Origin of the sequence: Pseudoalteromonas sp. THAF3, from assembly GCF_009363775.1 — a bacterium.
In the GTDB taxonomy this organism is placed as follows: domain Bacteria; phylum Pseudomonadota; class Gammaproteobacteria; order Enterobacterales; family Alteromonadaceae; genus Pseudoalteromonas; species Pseudoalteromonas ruthenica.
In genome coordinates, this window is sequence record NZ_CP045418.1 from 2,022,469 (window position 1) to 2,047,258 (window position 24,790).

Below are 24,790 nucleotides of genomic sequence, written 5' to 3' on the forward strand. Positions count from 1 at the left end.
CGCAAAAGCAAATCATCGCTTCAACCCCGTAAATAGAGGGATAAACCCGCTACCCGCGAAGCCTTGAACAAGTTGCTTATAATGCCAACACAACATGGTTAAATTCCAACCTAAGCGATTACTCGCCTTTTGCAGCAGCTACTTGAGCCGCAACTTCTGCAGCGAAGTCTTCTTCTTTCTTCTCGATACCTTCACCCACTTCTAGGCGCTTGAAGGTTGCAACAGAACCGCCACGCTCTTTAAGCATTTCACCAACAGTTTGCTTTGGTTCCATGATGAAAGCTTGACCAGTTAGTGAGATCTCACCGGTGAATTTCTTCATACGGCCAGTAACCATTTTTTCAGCGATTTCAGCAGGCTTGCCTTCGTTCATCGCGATCTCAACTTGTACTGCTTTTTCTTTTTCAACTACGTCTGCTGGTACGTCTTCAGGGTTAACGTAGTCAGGCTTAGAAGCGGCAACGTGCATAGCAACGTGCTTAAGCGTTTCTGCGTCTGCATCACCGGCAACAACAACACCGATGCGCTCGCCGTGACGGTAAGAAGCCAGGTTTGCACCTTCGATGTACTCAACACGACGGATGTTCATGTTTTCACCGATTTTAGCAACTAGCGCTACGCGGTCTTCTTCGAACTTAGCTTGAAGCTCTTCAATGCTTAGTTTTTCAGCGATTGCAGCGTCCGCTACTGTGTTAGCGAAACCTAGGAAGCTGTCGTCTTTAGCAACGAAGTCTGTTTGACAGTTAACTTCAACAAGCGCAGCAACACCATCAGCTTCTTTGATGATGATAGTACCTTCGGCAGCGATGTTACCTGCTTTTTTAGCAGCTTTCGCTTGACCGTTTTTACGCATGTTTTCGATTGCTGCATCGATGTCACCGTTGGTTTCAGTCAATGCTTTTTTACAATCCATCATGCCAGCGCCAGTGCGCTCGCGTAATTCTTTTACTAGGGCAGCAGTTACAGCCATGGGAATTTCCTCAAATCAATGTGTTAGAGCAAGTGACCAAGGTCACTTTGAAATAAGAATATCAAGTCTTCATCGCACTAGGATGAAGACTTGATGACAAGCGAGTTGCAATTACTCAGCGGCAACGAAATCGTCTTTTTCAGCTTGCACTGCGATGTTGCTTTCACGACCTTCAACAACTGCATCAGCAACTGCATTAGTGTAAAGCTGGATCGCACGGATTGCATCGTCGTTACCAGGAACAACGTAGTCAACACCGTCTGGGTTAGAGTTAGTATCAACGATAGATACTACTGGGATGCCCAGGTTGTTTGCTTCTTTAATCGCGATGTGTTCGTGGTCTGCATCAATAATGAAAAGCGCATCAGGAAGACCGCCCATATTTTTGATACCGCCAAGGCCTTTTTCAAGCTTAGCCATTTCACGAGTAAGCATTAACGCTTCTTTCTTAGTTAGCTTCTCAAACGTGCCGTCTTGGCTTTGAGTCTCAAGATCTTTAAGACGCTTGATTGACTGGCGAACAGTTTTCCAGTTAGTCAACATACCACCTAACCAACGGTGATTTACGTAGAACTGGTCACATTTAACTGCCGCTTCTTTTACTGCTTCGCTTGCAGCGCGCTTAGTACCAACGAAAAGGATTTTGCCTTTGTTAGACGCTACGTTTGACAGGTAAGTCAACGCGTCGTTAAACATAGGTACAGTTTGCTCAAGGTTGATGATATGAACTTTGTTGCGAGCACCGAAGATGAACGGCTTCATCTTTGGATTCCAGTAACGAGCTTGGTGACCGAAGTGTACACCCGCCTTAAGCATATCGCGCATTGAAACGTTTGCCATGGTATTTTTTCCTCTAATGTTTAGGGTTAGGCCTCCACATATCCCATAGCACCAACACCTTGGAAGTTATTCCGCGATGCACCCAAGTGTATGTGTCGATATGTGTGTGTGTTAATATTAAATGGTTATGTGTCTTCGTTACAGATAAAGCACTTCACTGTTATAGGTGAACACCAACAACAAGCAAGTGATTTTAATTTGTAAAAAGACGGCGCGCTTTATACCATATTGGCCGTGAAGACTCAATCTTTTGTGCACTATTTGTGCGCACTTAACTTATTTAAAGAACACAATTGGAGCATCAATGACTGCAGTGATCAAAACCCCGGAAGAAATCGAAAAAATGCGCGTAGCCGGCCGGTTGGCCGCAGACGTATTGGAAATGATAGGCCCACATGTCAAGCCTGGGGTGACCACTGATGAGCTCAACACCCTATGCCATAACTACATTGTTGACGAGCAAGGGGCTATTCCGGCGCCGTTAAATTATCATGGTTTCCCAAAATCAATTTGTACTTCGGTTAACCATGTTATTTGTCATGGCATCCCCAATGACAAACCATTAAAAGAAGGCGATATCATTAATATCGATGTCACCGTGATTAAAGATGGTTACCACGGCGATACCTCAAAAATGTTTCATGTAGGCCAGCCAACTATTCAAGGTAAGCGCCTGTGTGAGATTACCCAACAGAGCTTGTATCTGGCCATAAAAATGGTGAAGCCTGGCGTGCGTTTAGGCGATATCGGTGCCGCCATTCAAAAATACGCAGAAGGCTTTAGCTACTCGATTGTGCGCGAATACTGTGGCCACGGTATAGGTAAAGAGTTTCATGAAGAGCCGCAAGTCATGCACTATGGTCGCCCAGGCACCGGTGAGACTCTCAAAGCCGGTATGTGCTTAACCATTGAGCCCATGGTCAATGCTGGCAAACGCCAATGTAAGCTGCTCAAAGACGAGTGGACGGTGATCACTAAAGACCGTAGCCTATCAGCACAATGGGAGCACACTTTGTTGGTGACCGACAATGGCGTAGAAGTACTAACCCTACGCAGCGATGAAAAGCTTCCTCGCGTGATTGAACACAGCTAATTAAAAAGGGGCAAACCTGTGGCCTTACCGAATAAATTAAAAGACCTGCTTGAGCAGGCTGACGAGTTGGAAGAATATAAGGCCTGTAGCCAATACTTTTATAAGTGGCTGGGCAACCAATTTGATAAACAACCGGTAGGGTCACTCATCCGTGCGCGCGCGGAATATATCGACCGCTTATTGATCAAGCTGTTTCACTGCTGCAACCTTGCCCATGAGCCTGAGCTGGCTTTGGTTGCCGTAGGCGGCTACGGCCGAGGAGAACTACACCCCTACTCCGATATCGACTTTCTGTTGCTGGTTAGCGAAGAGCCCAACGCCGAGCTGCGTGAAAAAATAGGCCAGTTTGTGACTCTGCTGTGGGATCTGAATTTGGAAATTGGTCACAGTGTACGCACCATAGAGCAAGTGATTGAGCAAAAGCGTGAAGATGTCAGTTTTTCCACAAGCTTACTGGAAAGCCGCCTTATTTTTGGTAACCACATCGAGTTTGAAAAGCTCAAACAGCATATTTTACAAACCCCGGTGTGGCGCTCTGACGAGTTTTTTATAGCAAAGCGTCAAGAGCAAGACCTACGACACCGAAAATGCCATGGCACCGCCTATAATCTCGAGCCGAACATCAAAGAGAACCCAGGTGGTCTGCGTGATTTACAAACCATCATTTGGGTGGCGAAAAAACACTTTCATGCCGAAACCTTAGAAGAGCTCATCAACCATGGTTACCTCACCCACGAGGAGTACCAAGAGCTGCTCGAGTGCTTAGAAAACTTGTGGAATATTCGTTTTGCTCTGCATTTGGCCGCCGAGCGCAGCGAGAACCGCCTGTTGTTCGACTACCAGCCCCATGCCGCAGAAATACTTGGCTTTGGTAGTGATGGTAAAGCCTCGGTCGAGCGTATGATGAAGCGCCTATTTCGGATTATGAGTCGGGTCCGTGAACTCAACCAAATGCTGCTGTCTTATTTTGAGCAATCCATTTTACCGGATCATCGGGATTTACCGGTGGTTGAATTGGACCGCAGCTTTGAGCGTATCGGTCATCAAATTCGCGTTAAAAACCCTTCTGTGTTTTTCCGCCGCGATCAGCTGTTAGTGCTGTTCGAGCACATCGCCAGTAATCCGCAAATCACTCATATTTACCCCAGCACCATTCGCACTATGCGCCAAGTCCGTCGGCGTCTACTTGGTGACTTGCAAGATTATGCCGCCTGTCGCGATGCATTTTTACGCCTAATAAAACACCCCAACGGCATGGGCCGCGCGTTCACCTTAATGCACAAACACGGCATCATTGCTGCGTATCTACCCCAGTGGCGTAATATTTTCGGACAAATGCAGTTCGACTTATTTCACGCTTACACCGTCGATGAACATACTCATAAGCTGATTAACAACATCTATCAGTACAGTGATAAATCCAAGGTCAGCGACTTCCCCTTGTGCAGTGAGATTGTCACCCGCATGGATAAGCCGGAACTGTTATATCTTGCGGCTATTTTTCACGATATAGCCAAAGGTCGCGGCGGCGATCACTCCGAACTCGGAGCTGTCGATGCACTTGCATTCGCCAAGCTGCACCGCCTACCTACATCCGACGGTAAATTGATTGCTTGGTTGGTGGAAAACCACTTATTAATGTCAGTCACGGCGCAGCGCAAGGATATTAACGACCCGGATGTGATCAACGAGTTCGCTTCTAAGGTAAAAAATGAGCGCCAGCTGGACTACCTCTATTGCCTAACTGTGGCCGATATTCGTGCCACCAACGATAACCTGTGGAATGATTGGAAAAACACCCTGCTGCGCGAGCTGTATTTGCATACTCAGCGGGCATTGCGCTTAGGGCTAGAAAACCCCATGGATATGCGTGACCAAATTCGTGATAAGAAGCAGCAAGCTAAGCAGCGGTTAATCAATCTAGGGTATGATGAGAGTCACATCGACTTGCTTTGGAGCCGCTTTAAAGCCAATTATTTCACCGCCTTTAGTGAACAGCAAATCTCTTGGCACTGTGAACACTTACTCAATGCACAGGACTTATCCGCACCGAGTGTCACCGTTTCCGATTGTGCAATGCATGGCGGCACTCAGGTTTTTGCCTATAGCCCTTATACCGGCGGCTTATTTGCGCGTTTAGTTAGCGTCATTGGCTCTAAAAAAGCACAGATTCAGCACGCTCAAGTAATGACCACCAAAGATGGCTATGTCATTTTCAGTTTTGTTGTTCTTGAGGTGAATGGCGAGCCGTTGAGTAAAAGTCGCGGCAACGGCATGCGCCGTGCTCTTGAGCAAATAATGCAGGATCCGAAGAAGAAGATCCGGATCAAGAAAAATCGTTCGCAGCGTTTTAAAGACTTTAATATTAAACCAAAAATTGTATTGCGGCCGCACGCGCGCAAAGACCGTAGTTTAATTGAAATACAAGCGGTGGATATTCCTGGCCTGTTAACAAAAATAGCGCAGGTTTTTCAGCGCCATCGCTTACACATACACGCCGCCCGCATTACCACTGTGGGTGAGCGCGCAGAAGACTTTTTTGTCGTCTCAAATAATGATTACCAAGCTCTGACGGATGAAGAACAAGTTAAAATCCATCAGGCACTTCGGAAAAAACTAAATGCCGATAATGAAGCGACCACCGCTTAATCGGCTCACTAATGAGGACACCATGGCAGATTTAAAAACCCTTATTGAAAACGCGTGGGAAAACCGTGACGCGATTAGCCCAAGTACGGTTGATGCTGATGTAAAAAACGCGATAGATACGGTATTGGAGCGTTTGGATAAAGGTGATGCTCGGGTGGCTGAAAAGCTCTCGGGTGAGTGGGTGGTGCACCAATGGCTTAAAAAAGCGGTGCTGTTGTCTTTTCGGATCCGTGACAACCAGCCTATTAGCGATGGCGTTAATCAGTTCTACGATAAAGTGCCGCTTAAATTTAGCGACTACAGCAGCGAGCAATTTCAACGTGAAGGCATGCGTGTAGTGCCCAACGCCGTTGCACGCAAAGGCAGCTATATTGGTAAGAACGTCGTTCTGATGCCTTCTTACACTAATATTGGTGCTTATGTCGATGACGGTACCATGGTCGATACATGGGCCACAGTGGGCTCATGCGCGCAAATTGGTAAAAACGTGCACCTTTCCGGGGGCGTCGGTATCGGCGGCGTGCTCGAACCACTGCAGGCTAACCCGACTATCATTGAAGATGACTGCTTTATCGGTGCGCGCTCTGAAATTGTTGAGGGCGTTATTGTCGAGCAAGGCGCGGTCATTTCTATGGGTGTGTACATCTCGCAAAGCACGCGTATCTTTGACCGTGAAACTGGGCAAATTCATTACGGTCGCGTTCCAGCCGGAGCCGTTGTAGTGCCTGGGTCCATTCCTAGCAAAGATGGCAGCCATAGCCTGTATGCCGCCGTTATTGTCAAGAAAGTTGACCAACAGACACGCGAGAAAGTTGGCGTCAACGCCCTACTTCGTGGTGTAGAGTAACTGTAAAGCAGCCTTCAGATCACTTTGAGGGCTGCCTTAAAACTATTTTATTCCTGCCAACTTTTTTATTTGAAATAATTGCTTCATTACGTTACCTATAGGGTAAACGATGAGGCAATACCATGAATAAACGTCACTTCCTGAAAAGCTGTACTGTGCTCGGTGCCGGTGCGCTACTCGCTCCTGCGGCCCAAGCGATTGGTGTGCCACAGCAAAGCACCTTAGCAACACTGAAACCTAAAGCCTTACCCGATGGGGCTATGATAGGCGTTGTCAGTCCGTCGGCAGCCACAGCTGAACATAAAGACATCATATTAGCGCAGCAGTTAATCAAAGCACTGGGTTATCGCGTCAAGCTCAGCCCCCATATCATGGCGCGGCGTGGGCATTTAGCGGGTCTAGATCAACAGCGCGCTGACGACCTTAACGGCTTTTTTGCCGACCCCAGTGTTGATGCTATCGTATGCTTGCGCGGCGGCTCTGGCGCTGCACGCATTTTGCCACTGCTCGACTACCAAATTATCAAGGCTAACCCTAAGCCCTTACTGGGCTACTCTGATATCACTGCACTGCATAACGCCCTGCTTGCTAAAACTGGGTTGATCAGCTTCCACGGTCCCAACGCCACAAGCCAGTGGAATCCCTTTAATGTACACCAATTTAAACAGTTATTTGTTCATCGCGAGCGAGTGCTATACCAAAATTTAGACAAAGCTGATGATGAGCTAGTTAATCGTCACTACCTCACCCAAACCATTACCTCAGGACAATCGCAAGGACACCTTATCGGCGGTAATTTATCCGTACTATCGGCGCTTGCGGGCAGTGACTATTTACCCAATTTTGAGGGCGCGATTTTATTTTTAGAGGATATTGATGAAGCGCCTTATCGCATTGACCGCATGATGAGTACACTCAAGCTCATGGGCGCATTGGATAAGATTAACGGCTTCGTGTTTGGTGATTGCAACCAATGTCAGCCTGGCAGTGGGTATGGGTCGTTAACGCTGGAACAAATCTGGGCTGATTACATTGCCCCGCTGAACATTCCAGCCTATCACGGAGCCATGATCGGCCATATTGAGAGACAATTTATTTTACCTGTAGGTGCCCAAGTTAAGCTTGACGCGGACCAAGGCAGTATCCGTGTTTTAGAAGAGGTGTTTAGTTAAACTAAAAAGCCCCGAATAACACGGGGCTTCAATTTCTTTGTATGTACTGTGATTAGGCGGCCAAAGATGTGGCCCAACCTAGAATGGCATTTAAGCAACCAATGCCAGCAAATACAGCGATAAACGCGACGAAATATTTAAAGTTGAAAGGGTCTTTAAAATCACCTTTTTGCGCCATCTTCATTACCTCTTTAAGCACGATAAAACGGCGCATATAATAATCGAATCGAGTTTAACAATCCAGCGTTTGCAGTACTTGACGCTGCGCCAGTTGCTCTGCAATTTGTAGGGCTCCCTGATAAAGCTGCTGATAATTAAATTGCGGCGCCTGGCGCTGTAAAGCTTCACATACTTGCGCTAAGGTGATGCCTGGTTGCTGTGAAAGGGTATCAAGCAATAACGCGGTCATCATATTTAAGGCAAGAAACTGCACCTCATCTTGTTGGTCGCGATAAACACAAATATAGCTGGGCTGTTCATCCGCTTGCTGCGGCTGATTATCCACCGAGATGGTTTGTACAGGGAAGTGATAACACACTACTTGCGCGGTTTCACTCATATACAAAGGTTGCTTTTGCACATTAAAAAGCGGCCTTAACTGGCCACTGTCTTGTGCACTAGACACTGCCAACTCCACCCACTCGTAATGGGCTAACTCTTGTAAAAAAGGCGGATCGCTGTGTTGTAACTCATACTGCTGTGCCAAAAACAGTACAAATTCTTTAGAAATATCCAAAAAATAGGGGGATGTGGCGTGATGGCTAGCAAAAAATCGACGTACTAACTGCTGCCACCGCTGATCATCGTACAAGCTTCGCAGCACAGGAAAGCCGCTTTCTAAAAAGCCATTGACGTTATTGAAAAACAACTCACGATAAATTTTCATTCGCCGGTCTTCGACATCTGCGGGACGCGGATTAGCTTCGGGGTCGCGAATATGGGCGCTAAATTGCTTCTGTAGTTGTTGAAACTGCATGATCAGGCTCTTTGCTGTTGGGCTAAAAAAGGCTGTTGGATATCAGCAATGGTATCGATTTCTTTAAGTAGTTGGCTAAGTGGTGGAATATTAAAGTCCCGCTCTAATAACGTTGGCTGTACACCGTGCAACTCATAAGCTCGTCTGAGCAGCTGCCAGACGGGATCGATCACATCAGCGCCATGGGTGTCGACAATTAAATCTTCGGCCTCGTTGTAGTGCCCAGCCACATGCATGTAGGCGATCCGCTCGCTGGGGAGACCGGCCAAGAACTGCTCGGCATCATAGCCATGATTTACTGAGTTCACATAAATATTATTAACATCAAGCAGCAACTGGCAATCGGCTTCTGCCAATATACGCTGAGTAAATTCAAGTTCTGTAAGCTGCTGCCCTGGCGCGCCATAGTAAGACACATTTTCAATGACTAAAGGACGCTCTAATACATCTTGCACTTGGCGGATCCGCGCAGCGACATAGCTTATCGACTCCTCTGTGAAAGGAATGGGCATCAAATCATACATATGACCATCGGCGGAGCAATAACTGAGGTGCTCGCTGTAAAGGCGAATATCGTGCACATCAAAAAACTGCTTCAGATCTTTTAAAAACGCCACATCCAAAGGATCGGGCGAGCCCAATGATAAAGATAAACCATGGCAAATGAACGGATGACGCTCTGTGAGCGCACGAAACTGCTTGCCAAGCTTACCACCTAGACGCAACCAGTTCTCAGGGGCGACCTCCATAAAGCCAATTTGCTTAGGAATATGATTAAGCATATCGCTCAGCATTTCACGACGTAGACCCAGGCCCACATTAGCTAATGGCGCTGACTGCTGCAACATATTGCACTCCTTAAAGTGTACAAGCCGCTCGACGGCGGCTTGTTAGGTACTACGGGTAATTAACGATAGTTCACGGCTGATTAGCTGTGACCACCGCATTTGCCTTCACCACACTTACCTTCTTTACCTTTGGCTTCACCGCCACATTTACCTTCGCCGCACTTGCCCTCTTTGCCTTTGGCTTCACCGCCGCATTTACCTTCGCCGCACTTGCCTTCTTTGCCTTTGGCATGACCGTGACCGCCACATTTGCCTTCACCGCACTTGCCCTCTTTGCCTTTGGCTTCACCGCCGCATTTACCTTCGCCGCACTTGCCTTCTTTACCTTTGGCATGACCGTGACCGCCACATTTTCCTTCACCGCACTTGCCTTCTTTGCCTTTGGCTTCACCGCCGCATTTACCTTCGCCGCACTTGCCTTCTTTGCCTTTGGCTTCGCCGCCGCACTTACCTTCACCACATTTACCCTCTGCTGCGTCAAGCTGGTATCCTGCAACCATCTCTTGCATTTCAAATGGGTTGGCCTGCGCATCAGTTGCAGTCACAGCCGCACCCGATGCAACAACAGCACCTAAGGTTAAGGCGATGGAGTTCTTTTTTAAATTATTCATGCTTTAGCTCTCTCTCGGTTGGTAGCATTCAACAGATCAGACCCGAATGCATCCTGGATCCTTTCAAATTATTTTTAAATTTTTATGTGGTATATCGATTACCAGAATAACTATGGCGCGATATAGGTATTTTATCAATAGCGACGAACGGGTTAGAATACGCGCCCAGCTAGCAGTGAAGGTCATATATGAAACTAATTTTAGCCCCCATGGAAGGCGTTGTTGATTTTAAAATGCGCCAACTACTTACCGATATTGGCGGCTTTGACCTCTGTGTGACCGAGTTTGTGCGGGTAGTCAATCAGCGATTACCGCGCCGTGTTTTCTTACGCTATTGCCCTGAGCTACTCAACGGCGGTTATACGCGTGCAGGAACGCCCGTGAGGATTCAACTACTTGGACAGCATCCACAGTGCCTGGCAGAAAATGCGATTAAGGCTATAGAGCTCGGTTCTCATGGCATTGACCTTAACTTTGGCTGCCCAGCAAAGACGGTCAATAAAAGTAAAGGCGGCGCCGTACTACTCAAAGAGCCCGAACAGCTTTATCAAATCGTTAAAACAGTACGTGAAGCAGTAGCACAAGAACACAAGGTAACCGCTAAGGTACGCTTGGGCTTTGACGATACCTCACGTAGTAGTGAAATTTTTGATGCTGTTGTGCAAGCAGGCGCAGACAGTATTGCTATCCACGCCCGTACTAAACGCGACGGCTATCGCCCTCCCGCTTATTGGCACTTGCTGGCACCGCTGGTGCAGCGTAACGCTGATATTGAAATTGTTGCAAACGGAGAGATTTGGAGCCTCGACGATGCTCATAGTGCGAGAAATCAAAGCTTATGCCAACATCTGATGCTCGGTCGCGGCGCGCTTGCAATGCCAGACTTAGCGGCTTGGATCAAAGCCGCAGACCAAAACAAAATACATGAGAAAATGACTTGGCACGATGTGCTTTACCATATTATTCACTCATCTATGCACGATGACGACACCAAAGCGAAGCGTTATTTTGCCAACAGAACTAAACAGTGGTTAGGGTATCTACGACGAACTTACCATCAAGCAGATCAGCTATTTGATGATATTCGTCGGCTACATGATAAGGAAGAAGTGCTCGCACAATTACAGCACCACGCTCAACGATGATAAAAAATATCTGCTAAATTCGCCAAGGTTGATCCTTGTCATGTTCCCAAGTTTGAATATTGGCCACAATAAAAGTCAATTCAAGGCAAACACGGGGCGATTTATGAGTATCCTCACCCATGACTTCGAGCAACAGGTTTCTCAGGCACTTGCGGATGCGCGCAGACAACTCTTGGCAAAGCTACAACAAGCTTCACAAGTCCATGAAAGAAGACTGCATGCTAAGCTTACCAACGAGCCGGAAAGCGACTGGGTGGCATTACTGAGCGAACATTTAGGCCCAGAATACAAAGACCTCATTATCCGGCTAGAGCGCTTAGAAGCGACTCAGTGCCAGTTTGATTTGGGGTTATTTGGCTTTTGCTCTGACTGCGAAGAGCCCATAGAGCCACACCGTTTAGAAAAAGATGTGACGACGCAGCGCTGCGCGCGCTGCGACAGTATCAGTCGCGCGCAATTAAATGGCCATAAATAAAGCTCATCGCTGGATAAGCGACCACCTCATACACCATTTGCTTTGCTCGTCGCTCGCTGATCCCCTGTTTGGCTAGCGACGTTAGCGCCATTTGCTCAGTCCAAAGTTGGCTGTGAATACCTATATCAAGCTCCATATACAAAAGCGCTAACCGCGTTTGTTCCACACTCAAACTCTGTTGCTGAGCCCACAGGCGCTTATTCACATAGCCTTGTCGCCAATCTAGCCCTACATCGCGCTGGTCATTGTCTGGTTGGCGCAAAGGCGCGATGCCATATTCAGAGAGTGTAGCCAGCTTACTTTGAATTTGCATAAGCCATTTAATCGGCGCCTGCACCTGGTCAGTGTAGTAATTTAGTTTTGCTTGATACCACTGAGTGCCATTTGGCAGCTGACTTAGCCCCAGCTGGTTGCGAGGGCGATAGTTAACTAAATACTGTTGTAGTTGGGCCGCTGCACTTTTGAGTTTACTGTTATCAGCGAGCTCGATTAACCGCTCTACTTCACCTTGCATCATTGCTAATTCATAGCGATTAACAAAAATTTGGCTTTGTTCACCTTGCTGCAAGCGGCTTTTCACTAACTCAAGCCACTGCGCTGCTTGTTCTTGCGTTTGACTATCTTGCAATGCCTGCTCAGAGCGGAAAATAGCGCTGCCTAGCGGCCAAGGTTGATAGCGACGTACATACCTTTGCTCGGTAATTAAATAGTCCAAGGTTGCGCGCTGTGCCTTGCTGAGCGCCGCTCTATCAAACTGCTGATATAGGTCGTGGCGCTGCTTGAGATACGCATCAGAATAAGGCCAAGGCGTTAAGGGGCTGGTTAAATCGCCTGTAAGTTTGGCGTTCAATTGTACTAAGGCCTGCTGCGAGGTAGTTGCTGAAATAGATTGAGGCTCAGAGCACCCTGTTGTTACTAAAGCAAGCAAGATTAAGCTGTGTATGCGCACCGCGTATGGCTCCTTAAATAAGCATTGCGTGGAAATAAAAAAGGCCCCAATGAAGGGGCCTTTTATTATTGCATAAGGAGCTTAAAGACTCACACCATTACGTTGTGCTTTATCTTTAATGAAGGTTTTCCAACTACGCGCGAATTTACGCGTGCTTGGATCTTCTGCTGCTTTAGTAATCGCAGCGTAGGCTTGCTTATACTTTTCTTGCTGTAGGTAAGCTTCTGCTAAGTCAGAGTAAATAGTCCCTTTCTTATCAGAGCCTTCATCAAGAGCACGCTTCAATAAAACCACTGCTTTATCGAATTGTTCCTCTTGTAAGCGCAAGGCACCGGCTTTACGGAATAGCTCTGCATCGTTATCAAACTCTGCGGCTTCCTCGTAATACTTCGCTGCTGTCTTAATGTTTTTAGCATTATGAAAGTAGCTAGCCATTGCCGTGACATTTTGCTTAATGCGCTTAACCTTACCATCAGTGATGGCCTTTTCCATGTGGAAACCGGCTTTGTAAGGAACGCCTACAAATGAGTAGAGCTGTGCTAACACTTTATAGTCAGTTTCTGATTCAAAGAAACCACTGTCGTAAGCAATATCCATCGTAGTGAGACCTTTTTCATAGTCTTCTACTTGCATATAGAACTTACCAAGGTTAACCCAGGCTTTGCCGTCTGTTGGCCAGGTTTTCACCATGCGCTCAAGAATTTTTACTGCTTTATCAAATTCTTTTGCTTCATAGTGAGCTGCCATCAATAACTGAAACGGTGCTTTCTTTGGCTCTTTTTTAGCATTGAGCTCAATAGCACGCTCAGCAGGCTCTACCACATCTTTAAACTGACCAAGCTCATAACTCGCTTGAGCGATACGCGTGTATACAGTGGGATCTTCTTCACCAGTGAAGTCCATCCAGTCGATATACGCTTGCTTTGCTTCTTTGTACTTCTTGATGTTAGCCAACAAGTCACCAAGCAGCTTCATCGCCTGCTCTTGGTCGTTAAAGTTAAGCTCATCTGGCTTGATTGCGTCTTGTGTATACTTAATAGCCAACTGATAGTTGTCTACTTGGGCATACAGCTGACCTAAGTAGCGATCAATAGTCGCACGGTCAAACTCATCAGACGGGTCGAGTTCTTTAAGAACTGCGATTGCGCCGTTGAAGTCTTCTGCATCAACAAACTCAAACGCTTTCATGACCTTCTTACCAGTGCGCTCACTCATGACCTTGGTCTTAGCGTTTTTGCGCTTTTCTATCTCTTCGTAGTTAGGCGCAGCAAATACCGAAGTACTCACTACACTACCAGACAACGAGATAAGCAGAGCGAGTGCAGTCACTTTAGATAGATTTTTCATACTACACTCTCCTTACTGGTCTTGGTTAAGTTTGAAGTCAAGCTGAACAGTGATGCCAGGCTGTTTAACCGGCTTGCCATCAACTACTTTTGGCTTGTACTTCCACTTACGCAAGGCACGCTTAGCTTCACGGTCGAAGATACGACGAGGTTCTGCATCGATTACCTCTACATCTTCTACACCGCCCACTTCGTTAATGGTGAATGAAAGCTGTACCCAGCCTTCTTTACCATCACGCGCGGCTTGCACCGGGTATTTAGGTTCAATTCGAACAAGAGGTGTTGCATCACCATCTCGACCAAATGCACCTGGGCCACTTAGACCACCCGCTGAGCTACCTACATTAACACTTGGCATATTGAAACCGAGTGAACCTGGGTTAGGGTTACTATTCTCAGGCTGTGGCGGCTGCGGTTTAGGCGGCTGCTTAGGCGGTGGTGGAGGCGGCGGCGGTACACGCTTACGCTCCTGCACCTTGGATTCAGGTGGATTCGTCATAATTTCGACAACGATCTTCTCTTTCTCGTTGGCTGCCCTGTTATCTCCACCGGAGATTAGGTAAGCCATGAAAAAGAATAAGCCGAAAGTAACTGCCCCACCTGCAATCAGTGAAAACAGAAAACGAATCATTACTTATCTCCAGCGATTGATATCTTATCGATACCTGCAGCTTTAATCTGGTCCATGACCTTCACAACCACACCGTGCTTCGCATCTTTATCCGCTTGGATAATTACGATTTCGGTAGGCTGCTCAGCCAATAGACGTTCAATGTTTGCAGCAACACGCTCGACATCAACCTGACGCTTGTCCATCCAAATTTCACCGTTAGAGCGAACAGCGATGAAGATATTTGCATTCTTCTTCTTAGTCGCTTGCGCTGCTTCCGGTTTATTTACATCAATACCCGCTTCTTTAACGAACGAAGTAGTTACGATAAAGAAGATAAGCATGATGAATACGATGTCCAGCATCGGCGTCATATCGACGGCTGCTTCTTCTTCTTCACGAAAACGTTGTTTACGTGCCATATTCAAATCTCTCTCTAGTGATGAGGCAAGCTATCGACGAGCTTCTCTTTAGCCATTTTTGCACGTGCTTCAAGACGTGTACTAAAGAATACACCCGATAGTGCCGCAACCATTCCAGCCATTGTTGGGATTGTTGCCATTGAAATACCTGATGCCATTAGTCGAGGGTTACCTGTGCCCTGAGTTGCCATGGTTTCGAAAACCGCGATCATCCCAGTTACAGTACCTAATAGACCAATAAGTGGACATACAGCTACCAATGTCTTAATCAACAACATGCGCTCATCTAATTTTTCAGACGCTTCAGAAATCCATGCATCGCGGATTCTGTGTGCGTACCAAGACGTAGTGTCCTGGCGGGCGTCCCACTTCGCTACAATCCCCTTTTTCATTTTCGGGAACTCAGAGAGTAGGAACCAATAGCGCTCAATCATTAAAACCCACATGAGGAAGAGTGCTATCGCGACCACGTATAATACCTGGCCGCCTGTGCCAACAAAATCCCTGATAGATTCCCAAATCTCCATCAGGACTAGCATTAGGCTTTCTCCTTCTCCGCGTGAGCAGCGATAATACCGGCGCTTTGCTCATCAAGAACGTGGATGATTGATTTACTGCGACCAGCAACAATAGCGTGAACTAGGATTAGCGGTAGTGCCGCAATTAGACCTAGAGCTGTGGTTACTAGAGCCATTGAGATTGAACCAGCCATGATCTTCGGATCACCTGTACCGAACAAGGTAATTTGTTGGAAGGTGTTGATCATACCAACAACGGTACCAAGTAGACCTAGTAGCGGCGCGATAGCAGCTAAGATCTTGATGATGTTGATACCCGCTTCGATACGTGGCGTTTCACGTAGAATCGCTTCGTCTAGTTTAAGCTCAAGGTTTTCAACGTCTTGGTTTTTGTTGTCGTGGTAAACTTTAAGAATACGGCCCAGCGGGTTACCTTCTGAAGGTGAGCTGGTGTTCTTAAGCTGACTCTTGATTTTACCTGAAACGATAGTTAGGTCGATTAGGCGCACAACAGCGATAAGTAGACCAATCACTAGTAGTACAGCGATGATGTAACCTACTTCTTCACCTTGGTGGAAGCGCTCTTCAGGTGTAGCTTTTTGCGTGTTCAGACGCAGGATTGAGCCACGAGTTGGGTCAATGTAAAAGCCTGTGTACTGGTCTGCTGAAGTACCGATTAGGTCTTTCGCTGAATCAAGTACGAAACCGTCTGGCTGACGACCTAGCGGTTGAATCGCTTGGTTTTCAGCAGAGTAAACTAAATAACCGTCATCAGTAATAAGGTTAAAGTTACCGATACGAGTTACTTGCTTAGTTGATGTTGAACCGTCTAGCTCTGAAACTTCAGCTTCGAAAGAAGAAACTTTCGCAGACTCAGTCATTTCAGTTTGTAGGGCAATCCAAAGCTCTTCTAGTTCACGTGTAGTTGGTAGCTCTTTCGCTGCCGCTAGTGAACGAAGAATTTCAGCACGGCCAGGCTTTTCAGCACTAACTAGTGACGCTTCGATTGAACCAATGGTTTCTTGCGCTGCACGACGTACAACACCGAACATCTCACCTAGTGTACCTTTTGCGTTTTCAAGCGCTTGCTCTTTTTCCGCTAGGGTTACTTCGTTTTGAGCATACTCTTTTTGTAGACGCTCGCCACGTGCCTTTTCTGCTGCAAGTTCACGTTTTGCTTGGTTAAGCAACGCTTGCTTGTCAGCGCGTGCAGACAAGAACTCTTGTTCACGCTGTTTGTTTAGTTTGCCTTCAGAGATACGCTCTTTTTTAACTTGATCAAGGATCTGGTCAAGTACTTCTGTGTTTGCATGAGCGTTAAGCGCAGCACCGGCAGAAACTGATAGTACTGCTGCAACAGCAAAACCTTTAAATAGTTTCTTCATTCTCTATTACTCCGCGCCGAAGATTGGAAGTTTAACAAGATCCGGTGCAGCCTGTTTACGGGCCATACGGATTGTCTCTTTAACAGGCTTTAGGAATTCTTCACCCAAAGCTTCCCACTGCTTAGTGCTGTTGTTCCACACCCAAGCATTCTTCTGGTCGAATGATTGCGCAACATAAGCAATACGACCTAGACGTGCGAAGTCTACAGAGATGTCACGACCGTCGATATTCAGGCTACCTTGGTCAGCAACCATTGTCGTGCTGTAGTCTTTCTCAACCATGTATGCTTCAAGTACCTGACGGAACTTCTCTGAAGTCGTTACAGAAGCACTGCTCATGATTTCACGTAGCTTTTCAACGCGAGCTAGGCGATCTTCGGTATTAAACGGAACGTCCGCTTTGATGAATTGCTCAAGCGTATCGATCATGCGATACATCAAAGGCACAACGTTTTGTTTAGTTTTGTCGATACCTGCAATCTGACGCTCTAGTGATTCAATTTGTGAATTTTGATCATCAACTAGACGCTGAACGTGGTCGTTATAGACCTTCATGATTTCAGTTTCATCAACAGTCGCGCGGTAATCAGCGATTAGCTCTTGCGTTTGACCATAGATGTTATCGATTTTAGTTTGAGACTTTTTAGCAGCCGTTTGGATAGTTGCACCCGCTTTGTGGATGTCATTCAACGGATCTGCCATCACATTGTTGCTTGCAAGTGCAGCTGCGCCAACCAACGCAGAAGCTACAAGACTCTTTCTGATTTTAACAGACATAGTTCCCAACCAATTAAGTAATGTTACTTTTTGAATTTTAATTAGCTTGCCTTGTGACAAACCAACCTAGGTATCTTTCTACTGATACCAACTTGCCAATAATGCTAAAAGGTTCCAGTGCTGTCAACTTGATGTTTATCGCAATTTTCCTTGATTTCGTCTTACTTTTTTGGTTTAAACATATTTTTAACAAATCAATTCTACTTATAAGCCGCTATACTGGGCATTGACATAATTTGGAAATGAAAAGTTAAATTTCTTTTTTTTTACAGTAAGTGAGGTATTAGCGGTAAGTTGCTTACTAAGTCAGTCTATATCGGCCATTTGTACCTTTTATAAGTAGTCTCACACCTACTTGGTAGGTGTAGGTTAGTTACTCTGTGTTGCTCGCAATCAACATAAGGCAACTATATAACAATAAATAACAAGGACCTTCTATGTTTAGATTCACCACTGTACTCACCACCGTGCTTATATTTGTATGCAGTGCTCCAAGCTTGGCACAGCAAGCTAAGGAGCAAACATTGGCGCAGGCCTTCGGTGGTTTCAAATGGAATTCCCAATTTGAAGTCGCATACGATGATATTGACCAACTGTTAGCGATGACCGTTGTTAACACGGGAATGTCGGATCGCTCGCGCTTGAAAAGCGAGCAAACTATCGGCACGCGCATGACATCGGGTCGTAATAAAGCAACAGCGCTTGAAGCTAATCGCTTTTATTTCGAGGGAGTCAAAAAGTCTGATCTAAAGCTCGCACTCACTAAAATAAGAGAAAGCCTGGAAAACTTACCGCAAGAAATGCCCCTAAGTGAGCTTAATAAGAAAGAGCAGCTCGCCTATTGGCTCAATCTTTATAACATGACTCTGTTAGAGCAGCTGGTTAAGCGTTATCCGCTGCACTCATTAGATGATGAAATTGAAGATGAAGGGCTCCTTGACGCTAAACTCATTACCGTTGCGGGCCACCCACTTTCACTCAATGACATCCAGCAACGTATTGTGTATCCCAATTTCTCAGAAAAGCCGAATGTCATCTATGGCTTCTATCAAGGTTACATTGGCAGCCCCAGCCTTCATCCCACAGCGTTTAAAGGGGCCACTGTATATAAGCAACTAGAAAAACGCGCAGAAGAGTTCATTAATTCAAATCGCGGCGCTCAAATTGATGATGAAATACTTGAAGTGTCGCAGTATTACCGACAAGCCACATTTTATTTCCCTCAGCTTCAAGATGACTTGAAACGCCATATTGCTATTTATGCTAAAGGCCAATTCGAATATGACCTACGTAACGTTGAAAAAGTGGAGATTGAAATTGAAGATTACACACTCGCCGACTTAACCAGTTCAGCCCGCCAAATAGGTAGCGGCGTAGCTAATAATCAAGCAGGAATGCTCGATGCTGTTGTCAATGGTTCTGGTGGACAAGCTACGGGTATGGCGGGCGCGGATGGCGGTTTAGGTGCACAAAACGTGGGCGTGGTATCACAAACTATGCAAACACGCACAGCGAACTTTGGTCGCTTTACTCCTGAGCAAGCAGAAATTCTGCGTAAACTAAAGGAGAAACAGGAATTGGCTGCCGGCTCTGTGGAAATCAAAGATATTGATAGAGTGAAAAAGGAAAAGTCAAAAGACTAAATTTCAAATGCAGCATTGAGACGTTACCATGAAGTGAGATTGACTTCTCAATGCTGTATTGAGCTATTAACGGTGCTCGCGCTTTATCAAAATAAGTATTTTTATACATACCTAGTTTCGAGATGCCGTCAGTTTACACCCTGTACAGCTCGTTTCCAAATTAGCCTAACCAACTGCAAAATTAATCAGGGTTATTAGTACACTGCTGATGAGCAATAGCTGTCGGACTACGAGCACACGGTTAAGATTAAATCATTACCTACGCCTGCTAGCTTTCTCGACTACCTAGCTTTTTATCAGAACTCTCAGCGCTTTTAACAGCCAAGCACCGTAAAGTGACCAAACAACCATTAGATCTAAGCGTTGAATTAGGCACACAAACTTCAGGTAACTTGCTGTTTCCTAATTATGTGCTCATAAAAGAATACAAATGGGCATTGCACCTAGCCATTACAGAATATTTAGCATCTCTACCAACCGATCGTTCACATTCCCTTTATAGACGTAACTATGGCCAGTTTAAAGTCAATGGCAGTTGGTCGGTACAGCTTGGAAAAGGCGGTTATCATCGCAACCATATCCACCCCTAAAGATGGATTTCAGCCCCGGCTTATATTCAAGTACCGCAGTCAATGCATGAGAACGATCCCATACGAAGTGGGTGGCTGCGCCTTGGAGAAACCTGTTTGAATTTAGGTGAGCGAGAGCAGATAAATAAACTCATTTGCTCACAGTCGGGGCGGATTATTATTTTCCCAAGCTACCTGTGGCATGGCACCTACCCTATCACCAGCGAACAACCGCGTATCACCTTGCCCACAGACATTATGCCAACCGCTTGAACCGGCTCACAGCAGTTCACTGAAATAGGGGAATGCGCGCTGCGCTAAAATCGCCTCTTTATAATGCTCAAAACGGCCGACGGATGAGCTATACAAAGGCTTTCTAACTTGCCATACGCTTGCAGTTCTGACATGTGAGCGCTGATTATGAAAGCGCTCTGCCTCTCCGTTATACTGGATACCTAGCTGAGAAAACAATGTCGTGAGCACTTGCTCCGGCTGCGCTACTAGTTTTTCATACTCGACAGTAATGATGTCATTGCCGTACTGCTGATGCCAGTGCGCTTTGAGGCGCTGTTGATGTTCATACATATGGCGAATGTTATCAAGGTCAGTTGCATAGTTAAGGCTCGGCCCCAAGCGCTGAAAGTAAGCTGAAAGCGCGTTGTCTCTTAAATCACGTTGCGTCCATATCACTTTTAAGCCGGGGTAGAGCTGCTTTAATATGTCTATATAGAGGTAATTTTCGGGCCGCTTATCAGTAACCCAATCGTGCCCTTTCGCCACACTCACTAACAAGTCATCATACGCTTGAGCGAAATCCGGCGTCCCTGCTTTATTTAGCAATTGAGTTGGTTTGTTGGTGAGCTCAAAAAGCTGGCGATGTACAAACTCCAACTCACCACCAGCCTGAATACAGCCGCTAGCGCCTAATATTTGTTCTACTAGGGTCGACCCCGAGCGGAACATACCACAAATGATGATTGGCTGTACTGATGGCGAGTCTTGCGCGGCTAACTGAGATATATGTTCAGCGCGGGCAAAAATATTTCGTTCAGTATGCTCAAGTGAAGCGACATTGAAAGGTGCAAGAGATTGCTTATTGACAGTGTTAGCTTGATAGTAATGCATCCATGCCTGTTCATACAGTTTCGCATCATCGAGCGCTTTGCCACAACTATAGTGTAAATCACACCTTAGTTGCGCGGGCATATTAGTCATCACATCTTGGCATCGAGTCACATAATTGTGCGCCGACTCAGTATTGAACTGATCAAGGTCCGCAAGTCGCGACAGTGCCAATGGGTGCTGCGCGTCAATGGTCAGTACCTGTTCAAACAATTGCTTTGCAGCACGTCTGTCTCCGGCAAACTCTTTGATCGCAGCTAGGTTAAAGAGTGCATCAACATAATCAGGTTTTAGCTCCAATGCTTTACCTAGCCACTGTTGCGCGGTCTCTGGGTCGAGTAACAGCTCGGAGTACACTAACGCCAGATTGAGATGCACCTCATGAGGGTCTTCAATGCCGAGCTCTAAGGCGCGCTTAAAGTGCGCTATCGCTATTTTAGGACGTCTCGCCTTGCGGGCGTAATACCCACAATTGAAATGTGCTGTGTCGTCGGTGTCATGACACTGCAGATAACGCTCATATCCAGCGAAAATAAAAGCGAAGTCTCCCAAACGCGTACCGATATCCATAATAACTTGACGGTACTCGCGACTACTCGGGTTTAGTTGCTGTAAACACACAACATAGTTTTTCGCTTCCTCCCAGTGCTGCTCTGCTAAGGCTAAACGCAGTAATTGGCGAAACGCAGGCTCTTTTTTGTCGGTTTTCTTAGCCAACTCTTGGAGCAGAGTAATGGCTTGCTTTTTATTGTCTTCTTTTAATAGCGCTGCGGCATGTTGCAAGCTAGTCAAGCGGCCTCCAAAAACCATAAATTAGGATTATTAATATTAAAATTTAGCAACAAAAAAAGCGAGCCGAAGCTCGCTTTTTCAGACATTAAACAAGTTTAGAACTTGAATGTTACGTTTGCGTGGAAATAACGACCTAATGTGTCGTAGAAACCCGCAATCGCATTACCGTTGGTAGAAAGTGAACCGCCTACTAATGGTGGCTCTTTATCCATGATGTTATTAACACCCACTAATACGCTGGTGTAATCATTGATAGTGAAGCTACCTTTAAGGTCTAAGTAACTTTGTGAACTGATACCATCTTGAACAAGCGTATCAGGACCTGTGTAGTCACTGACTTCACCATAATAACGCCATTTCAAAGTTGCACGCCAGAAACTTCCCGTATCGTAGTCCATAGTGAACACGTGACGCCACTCAGGTTGCGCGAAACAACCATCATTGAGATTGCTTACACAATCGTAAATGTCAGAAATTCCCGGTACGTTGTCATACTCTTTAGTAATGAAATAGGAGCCAAGAAGGTTAGTCGATAAAGTGCCACCAGCAACCTCAAAATCATAGTTGGCAGACAGATCAATACCTTCCCACGTTAGCTGACCTAAGTTAACGTCAAAGGATGTAATTTGACCACTACCTACCCATAGGCTGCCATTTCCTGGAGTACGTTGTACATTGTCGCAAAATGATGCGTCACCAGTTTTTGCACATTGCTCTAATATAATTAGAGGATCAATATTATCAATTGCACCTTCTAGTTCGATATCCCAGTAGTCAATAGTGAAGTTTAATCCTTCAATTGGCTCAGCTACCAAACCAAAAGTAACTGTATCGGCGATTTCAGGTTTTAACTCCTGATTTCCTCCGAAAAGTCCATTGTACTGAGAAGCCGGACTAGGATTAATTGTACCGTACTGAGCTGCTGTTACACCTGTGTTTGCACACTGCGCAGCACTTAGCTCTGGTGTAGCTCCGGCACAAGGGTCTGAACCTTCCCAAAGGCCTGTTGTTTCTTGCGCAAACAATTCGCCATTGTTAGCAGCACGTACCGCACGGTTATAACTAGCGCGAACTTTCCAGTCTGACGTGATATCCCAGTTAATTGCGGCTTTATAAGCAGGCTCAGAGCCTGAGGTGCTGTAATCTGACCAACGATAAGCTAAATCAAGAGTGAAGTTTTCGAAGCCGGCTTTACCCTCAACAATTGGTAAACTTACCTCTGTGTAAAATTCAGTTACATCGTAACTACCTTCCAAACTCTTAGTTGTGCCACCTTGACCTAGAAGAAGACCTTGCGCGTATACTTCATCCGCTGTACGTTCGAAGGTTTCTTCACGGTACTCTGCACCAAATACTGCTGCGATTGGGTAATCAGAGCTCGGTAGCGAGTAATCAAATTCACCTGATACGAAACCACCTAGGATGAGCTGTTCAGTAACACCATTCAAGATAGCTGTACCTGTTAATGCTGCAGCCGCTTCAGGAGTCACGCCCTCGTAAGTAAACACCTCGTAAGGAATACATCCCTCTGTGTCAGCACAGCTTTCACCATTCGCTGAAAGCGCTGTGGTAATACGTGGACCAAAGAAGTCATTGATATATGCTGACGACGACGACGTTGAGCCGTATTGAGCAGTCACATCATACGTCCAAAGATCGCTCAGCTCACCACGTGTACCAAGTACCATTCGGAAAGAACTATGCTCTAGCTCATCGGTACGAGGACCACCTTCAACATTTCGCTTACCAATATAAGCACCTATAGAGTCATCGTCGCCAATTCCAAACGCATCTTTAAATTGTTGGCGTTGAGCATCAGAAAACAATGGACTAGAGATTGGCAACTCATACGCCGTATCAAAGAACGTTCCAGACTCAGCGATTTGCGCGCCTGTACGGTCTCGCATGAACATTGTCTCTAGATAAGGGTTGAAGTGCTCATTAATTTCATAGTTAGCAAATAAACCAAAGGTATGACGCTCATCAGGACGCATAAAATGGTTGACTGGCGCATAGTTATAGCGGTTGGAGCCATCATCAGGGACAAACGTTCCATCCGGGGTTAAGTTCCAGAAAACCTCTTCACTAGCGTTATAAGTACCACCAGGACCATTAAGCGGAGCAATAAAGAAATTTGGCACAATAGCGTTGGCAGAACCACCACACTCAGTACCTGCGGCGTTCAATGCACATGAAGAGTAGTCACGCGCTCCTTGACGCAATTCATTTTGCTTGGTGTAGGTTACATAACCAACTGCATGACCTTTACCACCATCAAAGGTGCCGCCAAGTGTTGCACTAAAATCGAACGCCGCGCCATCAAAACCATCGCTGCCGCTTGGGTATTCGAAGCCCTTCTCGTCCATCAACCCTTGCATGTACTCATTGTCATTATCGTGTTGGTACGCAGAGCCGCCTATATCAACTTGGAAACCTTCGAAATCATCATTCATTACGAAGTTAACAACACCCGCTACTGCATCAGCACCATAAGTTGTTGAACCACCACCGGTCATTACTTCAACGCGTTTAATTAGTGCAGCTGGAATTTGGTTAATATCAGCTGATTGTGTGTAAATACCACCAGCCTGTGCACGGCGACCATTGATAAGTACTAGTGTACGCTGAGGACCCATACCACGAAGGTCAAGCGTTGCTGTACCGGTTGCGCCATTTGATTGGAACGCAGTTTGCGATGCCTCGATTTGCGGCAGGTTATTCATGATATCTTCGACGCGGGTAAAGCCCGACATAGCGATATCTTCTGCAGAGGTTACTTGTACTGGAGTAGCTGTTTCAAGATCAGTACGTTTGATACGCGAACCGGTTACTTCGATACGCTCAACATCATCAGCACCTTCTTCAGCAGCAATGGCACTTGCTGAAATGCCTGCTGTTGAAGCAGCACCAAAAACGAGTGCTAAACGCACTGATTTTGCGATTTTGCTATTTAACATTAGATTCTCCCTGGATCACTTGTAGACGTGATTGTTTTTATCTCGGCTGTTAACCGTTTGTAATTAAATGCACT

The 24,790-nt window shown here is 46.1% G+C and carries 24 protein-coding genes; 9 read left to right on the forward strand and 15 right to left on the reverse strand.

All coding sequences use genetic code 11. From position 1 onward, the window contains the following. Positions 1–118: 118 nt before the first annotated feature. Together tsf and rpsB are read right to left on the reverse strand one after the other, a co-directional pair. Positions 119–970: a translation elongation factor Ts gene (tsf, locus tag FIU82_RS09295; RefSeq protein WP_022946754.1), complete on the reverse strand. Its 852-nt coding sequence runs from the start codon at positions 968–970 to the stop codon at positions 119–121. 111 nt (positions 971–1,081) lie between these two features. Then, entirely contained in the window at positions 1,082–1,810 is a 729-nt protein-coding gene (gene rpsB / locus FIU82_RS09300; protein WP_022946753.1) for a 30S ribosomal protein S2, read from the reverse strand. 304 nt (positions 1,811–2,114) lie between these two features. On the opposite strand from rpsB, the gene map reads away from it, so the two are divergent. The 4 genes from map (at position 2,115) to FIU82_RS09320 (ending at position 7,571) form a co-directional block, all read left to right on the forward strand. Further along, positions 2,115–2,903 (forward strand): type I methionyl aminopeptidase, encoded by a 789-nt coding sequence (map, locus tag FIU82_RS09305; protein WP_152440926.1) that lies wholly within the window; start codon positions 2,115–2,117, stop codon positions 2,901–2,903. A gap of 18 nt (positions 2,904–2,921) precedes the next feature. Further along, positions 2,922–5,552 (forward strand): [protein-PII] uridylyltransferase, encoded by a 2,631-nt coding sequence (glnD, locus tag FIU82_RS09310; protein WP_022946751.1) that lies wholly within the window; start codon positions 2,922–2,924, stop codon positions 5,550–5,552. A 22-nt stretch (positions 5,553–5,574) separates the two neighbouring features. Continuing rightward, the gene (gene dapD, locus FIU82_RS09315) at positions 5,575–6,399 is read left to right on the forward strand and encodes a 2,3,4,5-tetrahydropyridine-2,6-dicarboxylate N-succinyltransferase (RefSeq protein ID WP_026111377.1); all 825 of its coding nucleotides are present in this window, start codon (positions 5,575–5,577) and stop codon (positions 6,397–6,399) included. A 122-nt stretch (positions 6,400–6,521) separates the two neighbouring features. After that, positions 6,522–7,571, forward strand: coding sequence for an LD-carboxypeptidase (locus FIU82_RS09320; protein ID WP_152440927.1), 1,050 nt, complete (start codon positions 6,522–6,524; stop codon positions 7,569–7,571). 52 nt (positions 7,572–7,623) lie between these two features. Here FIU82_RS09320 and FIU82_RS18650 read toward each other — a convergent pair whose 3' ends face one another. The 4 genes from FIU82_RS18650 to FIU82_RS09335 form a co-directional block, all read right to left on the reverse strand. Beyond that, positions 7,624–7,785 carry a hypothetical protein gene (locus FIU82_RS18650; RefSeq protein WP_022946748.1) on the reverse strand — a complete coding sequence of 54 codons (162 nt, stop codon included), beginning with the start codon at positions 7,783–7,785 and terminating at the stop codon, positions 7,624–7,626. Between the two features lie 18 nt (positions 7,786–7,803). Then, positions 7,804–8,547 (reverse strand): DUF2063 domain-containing protein, encoded by a 744-nt coding sequence (locus FIU82_RS09325; protein ID WP_152440928.1) that lies wholly within the window; start codon positions 8,545–8,547, stop codon positions 7,804–7,806. Positions 8,548–8,549: 2 nt separating this feature from the next. After that, the gene (locus tag FIU82_RS09330) at positions 8,550–9,395 is read right to left on the reverse strand and encodes a DUF692 domain-containing protein (protein WP_022946746.1); all 846 of its coding nucleotides are present in this window, start codon (positions 9,393–9,395) and stop codon (positions 8,550–8,552) included. Positions 9,396–9,475: 80 nt separating this feature from the next. Next, positions 9,476–10,006 carry a hypothetical protein gene (locus tag FIU82_RS09335; RefSeq protein ID WP_152440929.1) on the reverse strand — a complete coding sequence of 177 codons (531 nt, stop codon included), beginning with the start codon at positions 10,004–10,006 and terminating at the stop codon, positions 9,476–9,478. A gap of 188 nt (positions 10,007–10,194) precedes the next feature. On the opposite strand from FIU82_RS09335, the gene FIU82_RS09340 reads away from it, so the two are divergent. After that, positions 10,195–11,151, forward strand: a complete 957-nt coding sequence (locus FIU82_RS09340) for a tRNA-dihydrouridine synthase (RefSeq protein WP_152440930.1) — start codon at positions 10,195–10,197, stop codon at positions 11,149–11,151. Between the two features lie 103 nt (positions 11,152–11,254). Then, positions 11,255–11,626: a TraR/DksA C4-type zinc finger protein gene (locus FIU82_RS09345; protein WP_138509042.1), complete on the forward strand. Its 372-nt coding sequence runs from the start codon at positions 11,255–11,257 to the stop codon at positions 11,624–11,626. On the opposite strand, the gene FIU82_RS09350 is transcribed toward FIU82_RS09345, so the two are convergent. The 7 genes from FIU82_RS09350 to FIU82_RS09380 form a co-directional block, all read right to left on the reverse strand. Continuing rightward, on the reverse strand, positions 11,595–12,575 hold the full coding sequence (locus tag FIU82_RS09350) for a hypothetical protein (RefSeq protein ID WP_152440931.1): 981 nt from the start codon (positions 12,573–12,575) through the stop codon (positions 11,595–11,597). The genes FIU82_RS09345 and FIU82_RS09350 overlap by 32 nt on opposite strands. Before the next feature lie 81 nt (positions 12,576–12,656). Beyond that, the gene (locus FIU82_RS09355; protein ID WP_022946741.1) at positions 12,657–13,922 is read right to left on the reverse strand and encodes a lipopolysaccharide assembly protein LapB; all 1,266 of its coding nucleotides are present in this window, start codon (positions 13,920–13,922) and stop codon (positions 12,657–12,659) included. 12 nt (positions 13,923–13,934) lie between these two features. Further along, positions 13,935–14,552, reverse strand: coding sequence for an energy transducer TonB (locus FIU82_RS09360; RefSeq protein WP_022946740.1), 618 nt, complete (start codon positions 14,550–14,552; stop codon positions 13,935–13,937). Next, entirely contained in the window at positions 14,552–14,953 is a 402-nt protein-coding gene (locus FIU82_RS09365; protein ID WP_022946739.1) for a biopolymer transporter ExbD, read from the reverse strand. The genes FIU82_RS09360 and FIU82_RS09365 overlap by 1 nt, the downstream gene beginning before the upstream one ends. Before the next feature lie 14 nt (positions 14,954–14,967). Beyond that, entirely contained in the window at positions 14,968–15,492 is a 525-nt protein-coding gene (locus tag FIU82_RS09370) for a MotA/TolQ/ExbB proton channel family protein (RefSeq protein WP_045979764.1), read from the reverse strand. After that, entirely contained in the window at positions 15,492–16,856 is a 1,365-nt protein-coding gene (locus FIU82_RS09375; RefSeq protein ID WP_022946737.1) for a MotA/TolQ/ExbB proton channel family protein, read from the reverse strand. Before FIU82_RS09375 ends, FIU82_RS09370 begins: the two co-directional genes overlap by 1 nt. A gap of 6 nt (positions 16,857–16,862) precedes the next feature. Further along, entirely contained in the window at positions 16,863–17,633 is a 771-nt protein-coding gene (locus tag FIU82_RS09380; protein ID WP_026111376.1) for a DUF3450 domain-containing protein, read from the reverse strand. 437 nt (positions 17,634–18,070) lie between these two features. Here FIU82_RS09380 and FIU82_RS09385 point away from each other — a divergent pair, with 437 nt between their 5' ends. From FIU82_RS09385 to FIU82_RS09395, 3 genes are all read left to right on the forward strand, one after another. Further along, positions 18,071–19,276 (forward strand): DUF547 domain-containing protein, encoded by a 1,206-nt coding sequence (locus tag FIU82_RS09385; RefSeq protein WP_152440932.1) that lies wholly within the window; start codon positions 18,071–18,073, stop codon positions 19,274–19,276. A 335-nt stretch (positions 19,277–19,611) separates the two neighbouring features. Further along, complete coding sequence (locus tag FIU82_RS09390; RefSeq protein WP_152440933.1) at positions 19,612–19,866, forward strand: hypothetical protein; 255 nt, start codon at positions 19,612–19,614, stop codon at positions 19,864–19,866. Between the two features lie 6 nt (positions 19,867–19,872). After that, a complete protein-coding gene (locus FIU82_RS09395) occupies positions 19,873–20,118 on the forward strand; it encodes a putative 2OG-Fe(II) oxygenase (protein WP_301539935.1) in 246 nt (81 codons plus the stop codon). A 6-nt stretch (positions 20,119–20,124) separates the two neighbouring features. On the opposite strand, the gene FIU82_RS09400 is transcribed toward FIU82_RS09395, so the two are convergent. Both FIU82_RS09400 and FIU82_RS09405 read right to left on the reverse strand, forming a co-directional pair. After that, positions 20,125–21,759, reverse strand: coding sequence for a sulfotransferase (locus tag FIU82_RS09400; RefSeq protein ID WP_172972725.1), 1,635 nt, complete (start codon positions 21,757–21,759; stop codon positions 20,125–20,127). A 95-nt stretch (positions 21,760–21,854) separates the two neighbouring features. Then, a complete protein-coding gene (locus FIU82_RS09405) occupies positions 21,855–24,716 on the reverse strand; it encodes a TonB-dependent receptor (RefSeq protein WP_152440936.1) in 2,862 nt (953 codons plus the stop codon). Between the last annotated feature and the right edge of the window lie 74 nt (positions 24,717–24,790).